Genomic DNA, 16466 nt, shown 5'->3' on the forward strand with positions numbered 1-16466 from the left:
TTCGTTGAGGGCAGGTCTATGGTCAAGGTCGGTATTGTCGGCGGCACGGGTTACACCGGTGTCGAACTGCTGCGTCTGCTGGCACAGCATCCGCAGGTTGAGGTAGTGGTCATCACCTCCCGATCCGAGGCCGGCCTGGCCGTCGCCGACCTGTATCCGAACCTGCGTGGTCATTATGATGGCCTGGCATTCAGTGTTCCGGATATCAAGACCCTTGGCGCCTGCGATGTGGTGTTCTTCGCCACCCCCCACGGCGTGGCTCACGCGCTGGCAGGCGAATTGCTCGCCGCCGGAACCAAGGTCATCGATCTGTCAGCGGACTTTCGCCTGCAGGACGCCGACGAATGGGCCAAGTGGTACGGCCAGCCTCACGGCGCGCCGGAGCTGCTTGACGAGGCGGTCTATGGGCTGCCGGAAGTCAATCGGGAGAAAATCAGGCAGGCACGGCTGATCGCTGTCCCTGGTTGCTACCCGACTGCAACGCAACTGGGGTTCCTGCCGCTGCTGGAAGCCGGCCTTGCAGATACCTCGCGGCTGATTGCCGACTGCAAGTCCGGTGTCAGCGGTGCCGGGCGTGGCGCCAGTGTCGGTTCGCTGTATTCCGAAACGTCGGAAAGCATGAAGGCCTACGCGGTGAAGGGGCACCGCCACCTGCCGGAGATTCGCCAAGGGTTGCGCCGGGCAGCGGGCAAGGATGTCGGCCTGACCTTCGTGCCGCACCTGACACCGATGATACGTGGTATCCATTCCACCCTGTATGCGACCGTCGTCGACCGTTCGGTGGACCTGCAGGCGTTGTTTGAAAAGCGTTACGCCAATGAGCCGTTTGTCGACGTAATGCCCGCCGGCAGCCACCCTGAGACCCGCAGCGTGCGTGGTGCGAACGTTTGCCGGATTGCCGTGCACCGTCCGCAGGATGGCGACCTGGTAGTGGTATTGTCGGTCATCGACAACTTGGTCAAGGGTGCGTCCGGCCAGGCAGTGCAGAACCTGAACATCCTGTTCGGCCTGGATGAACGTCTGGGCCTGTCCCACGCAGGGATGTTGCCGTAACCGCAACTGCAAGCTTCACCGCGGCAGCTATAGGCTCGGGCTTGTAGCTGCCGTTGCTTTTCTAATAGTTGACCAATTTTGTAGGAGAAGCGGATAATGCCCGCCATCACGCATTATGGCGGCGTAAGCGCCGGGAGATATTCAGCATGAGCGTCGAAACCTTCACCCCCACGGCTTTGCAATTCACCCAAGGTGCCGCGCACAAGGTGAAGAGCCTGGTCGATGAAGAGGGCAATGATCGTTTGAAGCTGCGCGTATTTGTAACGGGCGGCGGTTGTTCAGGTTTCCAGTACGGCTTCACTTTTGACGAAGAAGTGGCTGAGGATGACACCATTGTCGAGCGCGAAGGCGTGAGCCTGGTGGTCGATCCGATGAGCTTCCAGTATCTGGCCGGGGCCGAGGTGGATTACCAGGAGGGCCTGGAAGGGTCGCGTTTCGTGATCAAGAATCCAAACGCTACCACTACTTGTGGCTGCGGCTCTTCATTCTCGATCTGATAGCTTCATAAAAAAACCGCGGGTGCCTTACGGCACTGCGGTTTTTTGTTGCCTGCAATTTTGACCTCAGGCCGGGTAGATAGCGCCGAGAACGCGCAGGCCGCGGGCGCCTGTGACGCTTGGGCGATTGCCTGGAATACCGCCAAGGCAGCAATGGGCAAGCCAGGCGAAGGCCATGGCTTCGACCCAATCCGGATCAACGCCGTAAACTGCAGTACTGTTGACGGTAGCATGCGGCAGCAAGTCAGCCAGGCGCTCCATGAGCGTGTGGTTGTGCGCGCCGCCGCCGCAGACCAACAATTCTTGGGTATTTGACTGGGCATGTTGCAGTGATTCAACAATCGTCAGGGCAGTGAGTTCGAGCAGCGTGGCCTGTACGTCTTGCGGGGCGATGCCTGGCAGCTGCGACAGATGCCGGGTCAGCCAAGGCAAGTTGAAGACTTCACGCCCGGTGCTTTTCGGCCCCTTGGTGACGAAGAACGGGTCGCTGAGCAGAGTCTTCAGCAGGACTGGTTCGACTTTCCCGCTGGCGGCCCATTGGCCATCGCGATCGAAGTGCTCGCCTCGTTGTTGAAGTATCCAGGCATCGAGCAATACGTTCCCCGGACCGCAGTCGAAACCGGCTACGGGTTTCGCGGGCTCTATCAGGCTGAGATTGCTGAAGCCGCCGACGTTCAGAACGGCGCGATTTCCGACTCGCTCTTCAAACAGCGCCTCGTGAAACGCAGGAACGAGTGGGGCGCCTTGTCCGCCAGCAGCCACATCACGGCTGCGGAAATCGCTAACGACGGTGATGCCGGTCAACTCAGTCAGCAATGCTGGATTGCCGATCTGCACGGTAAATCCACGGGCCGGCTCATGGCGAATGGTCTGGCCATGGCTGCCAATTGCCGTGATGTCCGCCGGCTTGAGTTTCTGTTCGTTGAGTAAGGCGTGTATGCCCTGTGCGGCCAGCTTTACCCAGTTTTGCTGGGCAATCGCCGAGCGAGCAATCTCGTCGGGCCCGCTGGTGCACAATTCGAGCAGCTCGGTGCGCAGGGCGGTGGGCATGGGGATGTAATGGGTGGCGATCAATTTGATCGCCGGGTCCAGTTCGACCAGTGCGATATCCAAGCCATCCAGGCTGGTCCCGGACATCACACCGATATAACGCGCCATGACTTAGCGCTTGCTCGAGGCTAGCATCGTGGCTTTCTCTTGATCCATGCGAGCCATCAAGGGTTGGCTCTGAGCCAGGAAGCGCGTGCGCTCGGCCTTGGCAATCGGATCGGCCATCGGCAGTTTCTGGCCAAGCGGGTCGACGTGGACGCCGTTGACCTGGAACTCATAATGCAAGTGCGGACCGGTGGACAGGCCGGTGGTGCCAATATAGCCGATGACTTGGCCTTGCTTGACGGTGCCGCCCGTTTTCACGCCTTTGGCAAAGCCCTGCATGTGACCGTACAGCGTGCGATAGGTATTGCCGTGCTGGATGATCACCGTATTGCCATACCCGCCGCGACGTCCGGCCAGCAGTACCTTGCCATCACCGGCAGCCTTGATTGGCGTACCGCGAGGAGCGGCGTAATCGACACCTTTGTGGGCGCGGATCTTGTTCAGGATCGGATGCTTGCGACCGGCGGAAAACTTCGAGCTGATGCGGGCGAAATCAACCGGTGTGCGGATGAATGCCTTGCGCATGCTGTTGCCGTCAGCGGTGTAGTAACTGCTATTGCCTTGTTTGTTGGTGTAGCGCACCGCGGTGTAGGTTTTTCCACGGTTGGTGAAGCGCGCGGAAAGAATCGGGCCGTTGCCGACGCTCTTCCCATTAACCATCTTCTGTTCATAGATGACGTCAAATTCGTCACCCTGGCGAATGTCCTGGGCAAAGTCGATGTCGTAGCCAAACACATTGGCCATGTCCATGGTCAGACTATGGGAAAGGCCGGCGCGCGCTGCCGACTGAGACAACGAACTGTTGATGACGCCATGAACGTAGGCTGAGCGAACGGTAGGTTTGGCGGTGACGCGGTTGAACACATAACCCTTGTCGTTCTTGGTCAGGGTGATGGTTTCCAGATCGCTCAGCTTGGTGTGCAGGTTGGTCAGTTGGCCTTCTGGATCGATTTCGAATTCCAGCTTCTGGCCGCGTTGCAGTTGGGCGAATTGTTTGGCTTGCTTGTCGCTGGCCAGGATTTCATGGACGGCAGTCGGGGGCAGGCCGACCTTTTCAAAAAGGGTAGAGAGCGTGTCGCCTTTCGCAACGATCACTTCGCGATGGTCCGGTCCTTTCTGTTCTTCTGCGACAGGTGCTGCAGCCTGGGCAGTATCTTCCGGGCTGTTTTCAATCTGCGCAAAAGGAGAGGCGGCCGCTTCGTTTGTGGCCTGAACGGCTTCGGCGGCGTCTTGTTCTTGTGTCAGTTGTTCAGCAGGGCTTTCCAGTTCGAGACTCAAAGTCGTCTTTTTGGCTTCAACATCGCTGGAGGGAAACACCAGGAGCGCCAGGCTAAGGAGGGCTGCGATGCCACTTGCAGCAAGCAGGTGGGTCTTCGGGTAAAGCGGCGGCGCTTTAGACGGTTCTGAGGTCATAAGTAATTTTGACTTTTAAAAAATGAATTGGAAAAGATGAATGACATGATGAAGATGAAATAACTGTATAAAATATAACCAAAACCCCTGCGAAGCAAGCCCGCGAGCCTTCTGTTCTGTTGGATGGGCTTCCTCATGCCCGGCAAACCTTGTATTTGGTGCGCGATCTTGTATGGTTGGGGCCCTTTGAATCTGAGCCTTACGGGTCTGTTATGAAGTCGGTTGAAGAGCAGCTAGCGCTGATCAAACGTGGTGCGGAAGAACTGTTGGTCGAGTCCGAGCTGATCGAAAAGCTCAAGCGCGGGCAGCCGCTGCGCATCAAGGCTGGTTTCGATCCGACGGCGCCTGACCTGCACCTTGGCCATACCGTGCTTATCAATAAGCTGCGCCAGTTCCAGGACCTTGGGCACCAGGTCATCTTTCTTATAGGTGACTTCACCGGGATGATCGGTGATCCGAGCGGGAAGAGCGCGACACGCCCACCGTTGACCCGTGAGCAGGTTCTCGACAACGCGGAAACCTACAAGACTCAGGTTTTCAAGATTCTTGACCCCGCCAAGACTGAAGTGGCTTTCAACTCTACGTGGATGGATCAGATGGGGCCGGCTGATTTCATTCGCCTGACGTCCCAATACACTGTCGCCCGCATGCTCGAGCGTGATGATTTCGACAAGCGCTACACAACCAACCAGCCGATCGCCATTCATGAGTTTCTCTACCCGCTCGTGCAGGGTTATGACTCGGTCGCGTTGCGCGCGGACGTTGAGCTTGGCGGAACCGACCAGAAGTTCAACCTGTTGATGGGGCGTGAGCTGCAGCGCGGTTATGGCCAGGAGGCTCAGTGCATCCTGACCATGCCTCTGCTGGAAGGGCTCGATGGCGTGAAGAAGATGTCCAAGTCCCTGGGCAACTACGTAGGCATCCAGGAAGCGCCAGGCGTCATGTATGGCAAATTGGTCTCTATTCCTGATGTTCTGATGTGGCGTTATTTCGAGCTGTTGAGTTTCCGGTCCATGGACGAGATCAATGGGTTCCGTGCGGATGTGGAGGCTGGGGCGAATCCGCGTGACATCAAGATCAAGTTGGCCGAGGAAATCGTTGCGCGTTTCCATGGTGAGGAGGCTGCGGCCAATGCTCATCGTGCAGCAGGTAATCGCATGAAAGATGGTGAGTTGCCGGATGATTTGCCTGAGGTCGAGTTGATCGCCGCTGAGGATATGCCGATCGCTGCGGTGCTTAATAAGGCAGGTTTGGTCAAGAATGCCGCAATGGCGCGGGACCTCCTGGGTTCGGGAGGTGTGCGTATAGATGGTGAGGTGGTGGATCGCACCTACATATATAAGCTGGGTTCTACCCGTGTGTGCCAGGCCGGCAAGAAGGCTTTCGCACGTATTACGCTGAAATCTGCGTAAAGCTGAAAATAACGGTTGACGGCAAATTCTGGATGTCTATAATTCGCCCCACTTCCGGCGCAGTCGAAACGGAAAACTCCTTGAGTTTCAATGAGTTAACCAAGTTTCGGTAAGTGCTTCGCTTCAGTTCATCGAGGCGTGGAAGGAGTGGGTAGGCCGGTTTGTTGGGCACTATCAACGGTTCGATCTTCTCGGTCGAAAGCGGTAAAAAAGAGGTGTTGACAGCAGCGAGCAACGCTGTAGAATTCGCCTCCCGCTAACGAGAGATCGAAAGCGCAAGTGGTTGAAGTTGTTAAGGATTTCCAAGCGAAACTTTGAAAGCTTCTTAAAATAACCGCTTGACAGATAAACGGGGCGCTGTAGAATGCGCGCCTCGGTTGAGACGAAAGGCTCAACCCACCGCTCTTTAACAACTGAATCAAGCAATTCGTGTGGGTGCTTGTGGAATCAGACTGCTAGTCAACAGATTATCAGCATCACAAGTTACTCCGCGAGAAATCAAAGATGTAACCAACGATTGCTGAGCCAAGTTTAGGGTTTTCTCAAAACCCAAAGATGTTTGAACTGAAGAGTTTGATCATGGCTCAGATTGAACGCTGGCGGCAGGCCTAACACATGCAAGTCGAGCGGCAGCACGGGTACTTGTACCTGGTGGCGAGCGGCGGACGGGTGAGTAATGCCTAGGAATCTGCCTGGTAGTGGGGGATAACGCTCGGAAACGGACGCTAATACCGCATACGTCCTACGGGAGAAAGCAGGGGACCTTCGGGCCTTGCGCTATCAGATGAGCCTAGGTCGGATTAGCTAGTTGGTGAGGTAATGGCTCACCAAGGCGACGATCCGTAACTGGTCTGAGAGGATGATCAGTCACACTGGAACTGAGACACGGTCCAGACTCCTACGGGAGGCAGCAGTGGGGAATATTGGACAATGGGCGAAAGCCTGATCCAGCCATGCCGCGTGTGTGAAGAAGGTCTTCGGATTGTAAAGCACTTTAAGTTGGGAGGAAGGGCATTAACCTAATACGTTAGTGTTTTGACGTTACCGACAGAATAAGCACCGGCTAACTCTGTGCCAGCAGCCGCGGTAATACAGAGGGTGCAAGCGTTAATCGGAATTACTGGGCGTAAAGCGCGCGTAGGTGGTTCGTTAAGTTGGATGTGAAATCCCCGGGCTCAACCTGGGAACTGCATTCAAAACTGTCGAGCTAGAGTATGGTAGAGGGTGGTGGAATTTCCTGTGTAGCGGTGAAATGCGTAGATATAGGAAGGAACACCAGTGGCGAAGGCGACCACCTGGACTGATACTGACACTGAGGTGCGAAAGCGTGGGGAGCAAACAGGATTAGATACCCTGGTAGTCCACGCCGTAAACGATGTCAACTAGCCGTTGGGAGCCTTGAGCTCTTAGTGGCGCAGCTAACGCATTAAGTTGACCGCCTGGGGAGTACGGCCGCAAGGTTAAAACTCAAATGAATTGACGGGGGCCCGCACAAGCGGTGGAGCATGTGGTTTAATTCGAAGCAACGCGAAGAACCTTACCAGGCCTTGACATCCAATGAACTTTCCAGAGATGGATTGGTGCCTTCGGGAGCATTGAGACAGGTGCTGCATGGCTGTCGTCAGCTCGTGTCGTGAGATGTTGGGTTAAGTCCCGTAACGAGCGCAACCCTTGTCCTTAGTTACCAGCACGTTATGGTGGGCACTCTAAGGAGACTGCCGGTGACAAACCGGAGGAAGGTGGGGATGACGTCAAGTCATCATGGCCCTTACGGCCTGGGCTACACACGTGCTACAATGGTCGGTACAGAGGGTTGCCAAGCCGCGAGGTGGAGCTAATCCCACAAAACCGATCGTAGTCCGGATCGCAGTCTGCAACTCGACTGCGTGAAGTCGGAATCGCTAGTAATCGCGAATCAGAATGTCGCGGTGAATACGTTCCCGGGCCTTGTACACACCGCCCGTCACACCATGGGAGTGGGTTGCACCAGAAGTAGCTAGTCTAACCTTCGGGGGGACGGTTACCACGGTGTGATTCATGACTGGGGTGAAGTCGTAACAAGGTAGCCGTAGGGGAACCTGCGGCTGGATCACCTCCTTAATCGACGACAGCAGCGGCTCCATGAGCTCCCACACGAATTGCTTGATTCATTGAAGAAGACGATTGGGTCTGTAGCTCAGTTGGTTAGAGCGCACCCCTGATAAGGGTGAGGTCGGCAGTTCGAATCTGCCCAGACCCACCAATTTCATGGTGTACCCTGTAGCGATACGGGGCCATAGCTCAGCTGGGAGAGCGCCTGCCTTGCACGCAGGAGGTCAGCGGTTCGATCCCGCTTGGCTCCACCATTACAGATTGGTTCCAACGTTTAAAGCTTAGAAATGAGCATTCCATCCGCGGGATGATGAATGTTGATTTCTAGTCTTTTGATTAGATCGTTCTTTAAAAATTTGGGTATGTGATAGAAAGATAGACTGAACGTTACTTTCACTGGTAACGGATCAGGCTAAGGTAAAATTTGTGAGTGGCTCTTAGAGCCAGATCGAATTTTCGGCGAATGTCGTCTTCACAGTATAACCAGATTGCTTGGGGTTATATGGTCAAGTGAAGAAGCGCATACGGTGGATGCCTTGGCAGTCAGAGGCGATGAAAGACGTGGTAGCCTGCGAAAAGCTTCGGGGAGTCGGCAAACAGACTGTGATCCGGAGATGTCTGAATGGGGGAACCCAGCCATCATAAGATGGTTATCTTGTACTGAATACATAGGTGCAAGAAGCGAACCAGGGGAACTGAAACATCTAAGTACCCTGAGGAAAAGAAATCAACCGAGATTCCCTTAGTAGTGGCGAGCGAACGGGGACTAGCCCTTAAGCTTCTTTGATTTTAGCGGAACGCTCTGGAAAGTGCGGCCATAGCGGGTGATAGCCCTGTACGCGAAAGGATCTTAGAAGTGAAATCGAGTAGGACGGAGCACGAGAAACTTTGTCTGAATATGGGGGGACCATCCTCCAAGGCTAAATACTACTGACTGACCGATAGTGAACTAGTACCGTGAGGGAAAGGCGAAAAGAACCCCGGAGAGGGGAGTGAAATAGATCCTGAAACCGTATGCGTACAAGCAGTGGGAGCCCACTTTGTTGGGTGACTGCGTACCTTTTGTATAATGGGTCAGCGACTTATTTTCAGTGGCGAGCTTAACCGAATAGGGGAGGCGTAGCGAAAGCGAGTCTTAATAGGGCGTCTAGTCGCTGGGAATAGACCCGAAACCGGGCGATCTATCCATGGGCAGGTTGAAGGTTAGGTAACACTGACTGGAGGACCGAACCGACTACCGTTGAAAAGTTAGCGGATGACCTGTGGATCGGAGTGAAAGGCTAATCAAGCTCGGAGATAGCTGGTTCTCCTCGAAAGCTATTTAGGTAGCGCCTCATGTATCACTGTAGGGGGTAGAGCACTGTTTCGGCTAGGGGGTCATCCCGACTTACCAAACCGATGCAAACTCCGAATACCTACAAGTGCCGAGCATGGGAGACACACGGCGGGTGCTAACGTCCGTCGTGAAAAGGGAAACAACCCAGACCGTCAGCTAAGGTCCCAAAGTTATGGTTAAGTGGGAAACGATGTGGGAAGGCTTAGACAGCTAGGAGGTTGGCTTAGAAGCAGCCACCCTTTAAAGAAAGCGTAATAGCTCACTAGTCGAGTCGGCCTGCGCGGAAGATGTAACGGGGCTCAAACCATACACCGAAGCTACGGGTATCACGTAAGTGATGCGGTAGAGGAGCGTTCTGTAAGCCTGTGAAGGTGAGTTGAGAAGCTTGCTGGAGGTATCAGAAGTGCGAATGCTGACATGAGTAACGACAATGGGTGTGAAAAACACCCACGCCGAAAGACCAAGGTTTCCTGCGCAACGTTAATCGACGCAGGGTTAGTCGGTCCCTAAGGCGAGGCTGAAAAGCGTAGTCGATGGAAAACAGGTTAATATTCCTGTACTTCTGGTTATTGCGATGGAGGGACGGAGAAGGCTAGGCCAGCTTGGCGTTGGTTGTCCAAGTTTAAGGTGGTAGGCTGAGATCTTAGGTAAATCCGGGATCTCAAGGCCGAGAGCTGATGACGAGTTACCCTTTGGGTGACGAAGTGGTTGATGCCATGCTTCCAAGAAAAGCTTCTAAGCTTCAGGTAACCAGGAACCGTACCCCAAACCGACACAGGTGGTTGGGTAGAGAATACCAAGGCGCTTGAGAGAACTCGGGTGAAGGAACTAGGCAAAATGGCACCGTAACTTCGGGAGAAGGTGCGCCGGTGAGGGTGAAGCACTTGCTGCGTAAGCCCACGCCGGTCGAAGATACCAGGCCGCTGCGACTGTTTATTAAAAACACAGCACTCTGCAAACACGAAAGTGGACGTATAGGGTGTGACGCCTGCCCGGTGCCGGAAGGTTAATTGATGGGGTTAGCTAACGCGAAGCTCTTGATCGAAGCCCCGGTAAACGGCGGCCGTAACTATAACGGTCCTAAGGTAGCGAAATTCCTTGTCGGGTAAGTTCCGACCTGCACGAATGGCGTAACGATGGCGGCGCTGTCTCCACCCGAGACTCAGTGAAATTGAAATCGCTGTGAAGATGCAGTGTATCCGCGGCTAGACGGAAAGACCCCGTGAACCTTTACTATAGCTTTGCACTGGACTTTGAATTTGCTTGTGTAGGATAGGTGGGAGGCTTTGAAGCGTGGACGCCAGTCTGCGTGGAGCCATCCTTGAAATACCACCCTGGCAACTTTGAGGTTCTAACTCAGGTCCGTTATCCGGATCGAGGACAGTGTATGGTGGGTAGTTTGACTGGGGCGGTCTCCTCCTAAAGAGTAACGGAGGAGTACGAAGGTGCGCTCAGACCGGTCGGAAATCGGTCGTAGAGTATAAAGGCAAAAGCGCGCTTGACTGCGAGACAGACACGTCGAGCAGGTACGAAAGTAGGTCTTAGTGATCCGGTGGTTCTGTATGGAAGGGCCATCGCTCAACGGATAAAAGGTACTCCGGGGATAACAGGCTGATACCGCCCAAGAGTTCATATCGACGGCGGTGTTTGGCACCTCGATGTCGGCTCATCACATCCTGGGGCTGAAGCCGGTCCCAAGGGTATGGCTGTTCGCCATTTAAAGTGGTACGCGAGCTGGGTTTAGAACGTCGTGAGACAGTTCGGTCCCTATCTGCCGTGGACGTTTGAGATTTGAGAGGGGCTGCTCCTAGTACGAGAGGACCGGAGTGGACGAACCTCTGGTGTTCCGGTTGTCACGCCAGTGGCATTGCCGGGTAGCTATGTTCGGAAAAGATAACCGCTGAAAGCATCTAAGCGGGAAACTTGCCTCAAGATGAGATCTCACTGGAGCCTTGAGCTCCCTGAAGGGCCGTCGAAGACTACGACGTTGATAGGCAGGGTGTGTAAGCGCTGTGAGGCGTTGAGCTAACCTGTACTAATTGCCCGTGAGGCTTGACCATATAACACCCAAGCAATTTGTAGACTCGAAAGAGGCCAGATTGCGGTGTTGTGAAGACGAAACGAACCGAAAGTTCGAGATACTCACAAGCAACACGCTATCACATACCCATTCGCTGGAACGTGACCGTAAGGCACGCGCTGGCTACCGAATTTCTTGACGACCATAGAGCATTGGAACCACCTGATCCCATCCCGAACTCAGAAGTGAAACGATGCATCGCCGATGGTAGTGTGGGGTTTCCCCATGTGAGAGTAGGTCATCGTCAAGATTAAATTCCGAAACCCCTATCTGCTAATGCAGGTAGGGGTTTTGTTTTTGCGCTTGGTAAAGCCGTTTCGAGTTTCTATGCAACAGTCCTGTGCATGGCTATCATGCTGGCCTCGGTAATCAGGCGCGGTTCGTATGCTCACGTTGTTAAAACTTCTGAAGGATGGTCGTTTCCATTCAGGCCAGGCACTAGGTGCCGGGCTGGGCATCAGTCGCAGTGCTGTCTGGAAGCAATTGCAGCATCTGGAGGCCGAGTTGGGATTGTCTGTTCATAAAGTTAGAGGCAAGGGGTATCAGTTGGCTAGGCCGCTGTCACTTTTGGATGCTGCGAAAATCTGCGCGAAAGAAGGTCTTGAGTGGCCTATCTATATCCATGACTCCATCGACTCTACTAATGCCGAAGCGTTGCGTTCCATAGAGCGCGGAGTGGATGCGCCATTCTTGGTCTTGGCTGAGCGGCAGCTCGCTGGGCGCGGTCGTCGTGGCCGTAAGTGGGTCAGTCCGTTCGCTGCCAATCTTTATTACAGTCTGGTCTTGCGCATTGATGGCGGTATGCGGCAAATCGAAGGGCTGAGTCTCGTCGTTGGGCTCGCTGTCATGCATGCGCTTCGTGATTTTGGAATCGCTGAGGCTGGGTTGAAATGGCCCAACGATGTGTTGGTGGGCAACAAAAAAATTGCCGGTATCTTGCTCGAATTAGTGGGTGATCCGGCGGACGTCTGTCATGTCGTCCTGGGTGTCGGGGTCAACGTGAATATGCAATCAACTGACGAGGTTGATCAGCAGTGGACGTCCATGAGCCTAGAGGCAGGCCGTGTATTTGATCGTAACGATCTTGTGGTCCATATGAGCGCGAAGCTTCAACAGTACCTCGAGTTGCATCATGCGTCGGGGTTTGCGGCGATCCAGCTGGAGTGGGAAAACTATCATTTATGGCAGGGCCGTGCCGTTTCGCTAATTGCGGGTGTGAACCAGATTGACGGCGTAGTGATGGGCATTGACCACCAGGGAGCGCTGCGTTTGAAGGTGGATGGTGTGGAAAAGAGCTTTAGCGGCGGTGAGCTCAGTTTGAGGTTGCGTGATGATTCTTGAGCTCGATTGCGGCAACAGTTTTATCAAATGGCGGGTTCTTTGCTCCGACGGTGTTACGCCTGTTGAAGGTGGTGTGGTCGGTTCCGATGATGATCTGCTCGCCAGCCTGAGCGATGCCCAGAAGTTTCAGCTAAAGAAATGCCGTCTGGTCAGCGTCAGGACGCCCGAGGAAACTGACACGTTGGTCGCTTCCTTGACACAGACCTTCGGGGTGTCCGTGGTACGTGCCGTACCGGCTCGAGAAATGGCGGGCGTGACAAATGGTTACGAAGAGTACGATCGGTTAGGTCTTGATCGTTGGCTTGCCTTGCTTGGCGGTTTCCATCTCGCTTCCGGCGCTTGCCTGGTGCTCGATTTTGGCACGGCCGTTACAGCCGACTTCGTGGCGGCGGACGGTGAGCATCTAGGGGGGTTCATTTGTCCGGGCATGCCTTTGATGCGCAACCAGTTGCGTACCCATACTCGGCGAATTCGCTACGATGACACTGCTGCTGAGCGAGCGCACGAGACTCTTGCTCCGGGAAGGGCGACGGTCGAGGCGGTTGAGCGCGGTTGTATGCTGATGCTCAGAGGTTTCGTCCTGACCCAGCTTGAATTGGCGCGGCAATACTGGGGGCAGGATTTCGAGGTGTTTTTAACGGGAGGGGACGCCAATCTGGTTGTTGGGGTTGTACCGCAAGCCAAGGTTGCGCCTGACCTGGTTTTTGTTGGCTTGGCGATGGCTTGTCCTTTGTCTTGAGGTTTCTATGCGGTGGCTGTTTCTGTTGTTACTGGTTCTGAATGGCTTCTACTATGTCTGGCATCAGCAGGAGGCCCCGCTGCGGGCCAAGGATGTAACGCCACTGAGCTTGTATCGCGGCTCGCAGCAGGATATTCATCTTCTGAGTGAAACGGCGGATTCGCTTGTCAGGCGTGATTTCGGCAAGTCCGGAGAGGTGCGCAAGAATTGTAATTATCTAGGCGGTTTTGCTCGTGCTGAGCTGGCCAGGCAGCTGGAGCAGCGATTGGTTTCCTTGGGCGTGATGGGGCGTACATCTGTGCTGAGCTCCGAAGGTGCGCCTGAGGGCGGAGGATTTTGGGTCCAGGTTGTTCCTGAAAGCGCAGGAAAGGTTAATGAAGGGTTGGTTCAAAACCTTTCTAAAGAATTCAATGAGTTAAAACATAAAATAATGCCATGCGAAGGGGTTGCGCCTGCTGGGTAGTTTGCATAGAATGGCGCCCGCTTCGCAGTGAAGGCCTTTAACGGTTATCAGTGCGGAGCGATGTCAACGCAGCTAACCTCAGGTTTTTAATGAGAAAATGCTTGACAGAAGGCTGGCATGATATAGAATGCCGGCTCGCTTAGGAGGGGTTCCCGAGCGGCCAAAGGGATCAGACTGTAAATCTGACGTCTACGACTTCGAAGGTTCGAATCCTTCCCCCTCCACCAGTTTTAGCGTGAGCTGCAAGCTCCGCGGGTATAGTTTAGTGGTAGAACCTCAGCCTTCCAAGCTGATGATGCGGGTTCGATTCCCGCTACCCGCTCCAAGTTTGCAGGTTGTGCAAAATGTTTTGCTCTTGTAGCTCAGTTGGTAGAGCACACCCTTGGTAAGGGTGAGGTCAGCGGTTCAAATCCGCTCAAGAGCTCCATATTACAAGGCAGATATGAAAATATCTGCCTTTGTTTTAATGGCTCGTGTGACTTGCTAAATTCTTCTCCTAGGGGTGATTTCGATGGCTAAGGAAAAGTTCGAACGTAATAAGCCGCACGTCAACGTTGGTACCATCGGTCACGTCGACCACGGTAAAACCACGCTGACCGCTGCTCTGACCCGTGTCTGCTCCGAGGTTTTCGGTTCGGCCAAGGTTGACTTCGACAAGATCGACAGCGCCCCGGAAGAGAAAGCTCGCGGTATCACCATCAACACCGCTCACGTTGAATACGATTCGTCCGTGCGTCACTACGCACACGTTGACTGCCCAGGTCACGCCGACTACGTAAAAAACATGATCACCGGTGCTGCCCAGATGGACGGCGCGATCCTGGTTTGCTCGGCTGCTGATGGTCCGATGCCACAAACCCGTGAGCACATCCTGCTGTCCCGTCAGGTAGGCGTTCCGTACATCGTTGTCTTCCTGAACAAGGCTGACATGGTTGACGACGCTGAGCTGCTGGAACTGGTTGAGATGGAAGTGCGCGACCTGCTGAGCACTTATGACTTCCCAGGTGATGACACTCCGATCATCATCGGTTCGGCTCTGATGGCTCTGAACGGCCAAGACGACAACGAAATGGGCACCACTGCTGTCAAGAAGCTGGTGGAAACTCTGGACAGCTACATCCCAGAGCCAGAGCGTGCTATCGACAAGCCGTTCCTGATGCCAATCGAAGACGTATTCTCGATCTCCGGTCGCGGTACTGTTGTGACTGGTCGTGTTGAGCGTGGCATCGTCCGTATCCAGGAAGAAGTTGAGATCGTCGGTCTGCGCGACACTCAGAAAACTACCTGCACCGGCGTTGAAATGTTCCGCAAGCTGCTCGACGAAGGTCGTGCTGGCGAGAACTGCGGCGTACTGCTGCGCGGCACCAAGCGTGACGACGTTGAGCGTGGCCAGGTTCTGGTCAAGCCAGGCACTGTCAAGCCGCACACCAAGTTCACCGCAGAAGTCTACGTTCTGAGCAAGGAAGAAGGCGGTCGTCACACTCCGTTCTTCAAAGGCTACCGTCCACAGTTCTACTTCCGTACAACTGACGTGACTGGTAACTGCGAGCTGCCAGAAGGCGTTGAAATGGTAATGCCAGGTGACAACATTCAGATGACTGTCACTCTGATCAAGACCATCGCGATGGAAGACGGCCTGCGTTTCGCTATCCGTGAAGGCGGTCGTACCGTCGGCGCCGGCGTCGTAGCCAAAGTCATCGAGTAAATAGTTGTAATGTCTTTTTCGGGCCGGCATAATGGTCGGCCTGATTTTGTTTTAGGTCAGTAGCTCAATTGGCAGAGCGACGGTCTCCAAAACCGTAGGTTGGGGGTTCGATTCCCTCCTGACCTGCCAGATTCACTCGGTGTGTCTGGCTTTCTTTTCACAGGATCTTCATAGATGACTCCTAAAGCTGAAGCTCAAGGCTCTCGCTTCGATCTGCTCAAGTGGCTAGTGGTAGTCGCTTTGGTGGTTGTTGGCGTTGTTGGCAATCAGTATTTTTCTGCTTCGCCGATCCTGTACCGTGTACTTGCATTGCTTGCCATTGCTGCTGTAGCTGCCTTTGTAGGCCTGCAGACAGCCAAGGGCAAGTCTTTCTTTGTACTCGCTAAGGAAGCTCGCACCGAGATTCGTAAAGTCGTATGGCCGACTCGCCAGGAAACCACGCAGACCACGTTGATCGTTGTGGCTGTTGTTTTGGTGATGGCGTTGCTGCTGTGGGGGCTCGATTCCCTGCTCGGTTGGCTTGTTTCCTTGATTGTTGGCTAAGGGTGTCCCGTGGCTAAGCGTTGGTACGTTGTGCATGCTTACTCGGGTTACGAGAAGCATGTTATGCGCTCGTTGATAGAGCGTGTGAAGCTGGCAGGCATGGAAGATGGCTTTGGCGAGATTCTGGTTCCCACTGAAGAAGTGGTTGAAATGCGTAATGGCCAGAAGCGCAAAAGTGAACGTAAGTTCTTTCCAGGCTATGTGCTGGTACAGATGGATATGAACGAAGGGACTTGGCACTTGGTCAAGGATACCCCTCGGGTGATGGGCTTTATTGGCGGTACCGCCGACAAGCCGGCGCCGATCACAGATAAAGAGGCGGAAGCGATTCTGCGTCGTGTCGCTGATGGTAGCGACAAGCCGAAGCCGAAGACATTGTTTGAGCCAGGTGAGGTTGTACGCGTCACTGACGGTCCATTCGCTGACTTCAATGGCACGGTTGAAGAGGTTAACTACGAAAAGAGCCGGATTCAGGTCGCGGTGCTCATTTTCGGTCGCTCTACTCCGGTAGAGTTGGAGTTCAGTCAGGTCGAAAAGGTCTGATTGGACAGGCATCCCAACCCCGCAGCCCAAGGCTGTGGGGTTTTGTCGTCACTGGGATAAACGCGCAAGCAACCGGGGAGCCTTTCGAGGCGTTC

The 16466-nt window shown here is 54.4% G+C and carries 11 protein-coding genes, 6 tRNA genes and 3 rRNA genes; 18 read left to right on the forward strand and 2 right to left on the reverse strand.

Translation table 11 applies throughout. The annotated features are described in order from the left end of the window. Positions 1-18 precede the first annotated feature (18 nt). Positions 19-1053, forward strand: coding sequence for an N-acetyl-gamma-glutamyl-phosphate reductase (gene argC, locus J3P92_RS03060; protein ID WP_420764846.1), 1035 nt, complete (start codon positions 19-21; stop codon positions 1051-1053). A 146-nt stretch (positions 1054-1199) separates the two neighbouring features. Then, a complete protein-coding gene (erpA, locus tag J3P92_RS03065; protein ID WP_420764845.1) occupies positions 1200-1550 on the forward strand; it encodes an iron-sulfur cluster insertion protein ErpA in 351 nt (116 codons plus the stop codon). 66 nt (positions 1551-1616) lie between these two features. Here erpA and J3P92_RS03070 read toward each other — a convergent pair whose 3' ends face one another. Then, positions 1617-2708 carry an anhydro-N-acetylmuramic acid kinase gene (locus J3P92_RS03070; protein WP_434649884.1) on the reverse strand — a complete coding sequence of 364 codons (1092 nt, stop codon included), beginning with the start codon at positions 2706-2708 and terminating at the stop codon, positions 1617-1619. 3 nt (positions 2709-2711) lie between these two features. Further along, the gene (locus J3P92_RS03075; RefSeq protein ID WP_434649885.1) at positions 2712-4118 is read right to left on the reverse strand and encodes a peptidoglycan DD-metalloendopeptidase family protein; all 1407 of its coding nucleotides are present in this window, start codon (positions 4116-4118) and stop codon (positions 2712-2714) included. A gap of 212 nt (positions 4119-4330) precedes the next feature. On the opposite strand from J3P92_RS03075, the gene tyrS reads away from it, so the two are divergent. The 16 genes from tyrS to nusG all read left to right on the forward strand — a co-directional run bounded on the left by tyrS (position 4331) and on the right by nusG (position 16371). Next, the gene (tyrS, locus tag J3P92_RS03080) at positions 4331-5530 is read left to right on the forward strand and encodes a tyrosine--tRNA ligase (RefSeq protein ID WP_434649886.1); all 1200 of its coding nucleotides are present in this window, start codon (positions 4331-4333) and stop codon (positions 5528-5530) included. Between the two features lie 561 nt (positions 5531-6091). After that, positions 6092-7630, forward strand: a 16S ribosomal RNA gene (locus J3P92_RS03085). Between the two features lie 65 nt (positions 7631-7695). Then, positions 7696-7772: transfer RNA gene (locus tag J3P92_RS03090), tRNA-Ile, on the forward strand. 27 nt (positions 7773-7799) lie between these two features. After that, positions 7800-7875: transfer RNA gene (locus J3P92_RS03095), tRNA-Ala, on the forward strand. 250 nt (positions 7876-8125) lie between these two features. Next, a 23S ribosomal RNA gene (locus J3P92_RS03100) occupies positions 8126-11017 on the forward strand. A gap of 154 nt (positions 11018-11171) precedes the next feature. Beyond that, positions 11172-11287, forward strand: a 5S ribosomal RNA gene (gene rrf, locus J3P92_RS03105). The 16S, 23S and 5S rRNA genes sit together here with 2 tRNA genes alongside, the layout of an rRNA operon. Positions 11288-11421: 134 nt before the next feature. Next, the gene (gene birA / locus J3P92_RS03110) at positions 11422-12378 is read left to right on the forward strand and encodes a bifunctional biotin--[acetyl-CoA-carboxylase] ligase/biotin operon repressor BirA (RefSeq protein ID WP_434649887.1); all 957 of its coding nucleotides are present in this window, start codon (positions 11422-11424) and stop codon (positions 12376-12378) included. Beyond that, positions 12368-13117, forward strand: coding sequence for a pantothenate kinase (locus J3P92_RS03115; protein WP_434649888.1), 750 nt, complete (start codon positions 12368-12370; stop codon positions 13115-13117). The genes birA and J3P92_RS03115 overlap by 11 nt, the downstream gene beginning before the upstream one ends. A gap of 7 nt (positions 13118-13124) precedes the next feature. Next, positions 13125-13580 carry a hypothetical protein gene (locus tag J3P92_RS03120; RefSeq protein ID WP_434562040.1) on the forward strand — a complete coding sequence of 152 codons (456 nt, stop codon included), beginning with the start codon at positions 13125-13127 and terminating at the stop codon, positions 13578-13580. Between the two features lie 142 nt (positions 13581-13722). Further along, positions 13723-13807, forward strand: a tRNA-Tyr gene (locus tag J3P92_RS03125). A gap of 24 nt (positions 13808-13831) precedes the next feature. After that, a tRNA-Gly gene (locus tag J3P92_RS03130) sits at positions 13832-13905 on the forward strand. Positions 13906-13931: 26 nt separating this feature from the next. Then, positions 13932-14007: transfer RNA gene (locus tag J3P92_RS03135), tRNA-Thr, on the forward strand. An 84-nt stretch (positions 14008-14091) separates the two neighbouring features. Beyond that, positions 14092-15285 carry an elongation factor Tu gene (gene tuf / locus J3P92_RS03140; protein WP_339481469.1) on the forward strand — a complete coding sequence of 398 codons (1194 nt, stop codon included), beginning with the start codon at positions 14092-14094 and terminating at the stop codon, positions 15283-15285. A gap of 53 nt (positions 15286-15338) precedes the next feature. Continuing rightward, a tRNA-Trp gene (locus tag J3P92_RS03145) sits at positions 15339-15414 on the forward strand. Positions 15415-15459: 45 nt separating this feature from the next. Beyond that, positions 15460-15828, forward strand: a complete 369-nt coding sequence (gene secE / locus J3P92_RS03150; protein ID WP_024776457.1) for a preprotein translocase subunit SecE — start codon at positions 15460-15462, stop codon at positions 15826-15828. A gap of 9 nt (positions 15829-15837) precedes the next feature. Next, positions 15838-16371 carry a transcription termination/antitermination protein NusG gene (nusG, locus tag J3P92_RS03155; protein WP_010443972.1) on the forward strand — a complete coding sequence of 178 codons (534 nt, stop codon included), beginning with the start codon at positions 15838-15840 and terminating at the stop codon, positions 16369-16371. The last annotated feature ends 95 nt before the right edge of the window (positions 16372-16466 follow it).

The organism is Pseudomonas sp. D3-27 (genome assembly GCF_051132165.1).
In the GTDB taxonomy this organism is placed as follows: Bacteria; Pseudomonadota; Gammaproteobacteria; order Pseudomonadales; family Pseudomonadaceae; genus Aquipseudomonas.